Genomic DNA, 1,026 nt, shown 5'->3' with positions numbered 1-1,026 from the left:
GAGCACGCAAAAGAGGCGATTGTTAAGCACATTAATGGTGAATAGCCAGAAGCGAACCTTCTGTTATGCAAGGTTGAGAGCCTTTTGGAACAAAACATGTCTGAATGAGAACTGTGCATCATCGTGAGCAATCTATCGACAGGATAAATAGATTGCTATCACATTAATTTTCATGCCATCTGTTACATTTAGAGGCTAATGGTGATGCACACCTCAACTCATAGACTATGAGAGACGATTATAATGACGAAATACAACGAGAATGACATCAAATATAAAGGCGAGACCAATGGCGTACATACGTGGAGTGTGCCATCAGGACAGCCTTACTACTGGCATCCAGATTGGCTACACGTTGCCGAAGATGCGACAGGGTCACACCCAAAAGAAAAACTAGATGTTCAAGCTGGTGACACCCCAACGCAAAAGCATGCGCTTAAAGCAATCCTAAAACACATGAACGATTGGGCGACAGATAAGTTGTCTTCAAATCCTGACATCGAAACCAATGCGGTAGAGTCAGAAATTGAGCTAAAGAAATAGACCTCAACGTTCGATGTAAATTGAATATGCAAGCGCCCCTCACCGTTGGGGCGTTTCTTACCCTTCCCTACTTTTTCCTCCACAACAGGCTCTGCTTACCTCGCAGGATTCACGTTTTAAACCGCCTAAAATCGCTCCTCAGTAGCCATCAGATTCATGAATTGTTCGATTGAATAAATTAGCACCAAATTGCTACAAAACTCCCCTTTACATCCGGATTTAACCAAGGTTTTCATAGCAAAAGCATCGGTTATGTTAGCATCCTGTTTCAAATCGAAATTTTTTTACGTTTTCTTATCAGTAAGTGTTGTAACGAATATTGCTGAAAGGTATAAATACGAGCAGACCCCTTCGATTAACATGGATGAAGATTATGTTTGAAAAAGTAGTTGCCGCTCCGGCCGACCCTATCCTTGGCCTTACTGAAGAATTTAAAAAAGATCCTCGCGCTGAAAAGATTAACCTTGGCGTTGGTATTTACAA

At 41.7% G+C, this 1,026-nt stretch carries 1 protein-coding gene; it reads left to right on the top strand.

Annotation, left to right across the window (positions count from 1 at the left end):
* Positions 1-243: 243 nt before the first annotated feature.
* Complete coding sequence (locus tag R7O12_RS27010; protein WP_005458048.1) at positions 244-543, top strand: hypothetical protein; 300 nt, start codon at positions 244-246, stop codon at positions 541-543.
* Positions 544-1,026: the final 483 nt, after the last annotated feature.

The organism is Vibrio sp. Vb1574 (assembly GCF_033338675.1).
This window is presented reverse-complemented; position numbering and strand designations above follow the sequence as displayed.

Excerpts from the sequence above, each read along its gene's own strand:
- R7O12_RS27010 (WP_005458048.1), top strand. The coding sequence starts at position 244 with ATGACGAAATACAACGAGAATGACATCAAATATAAAGGCGAGACCAAT.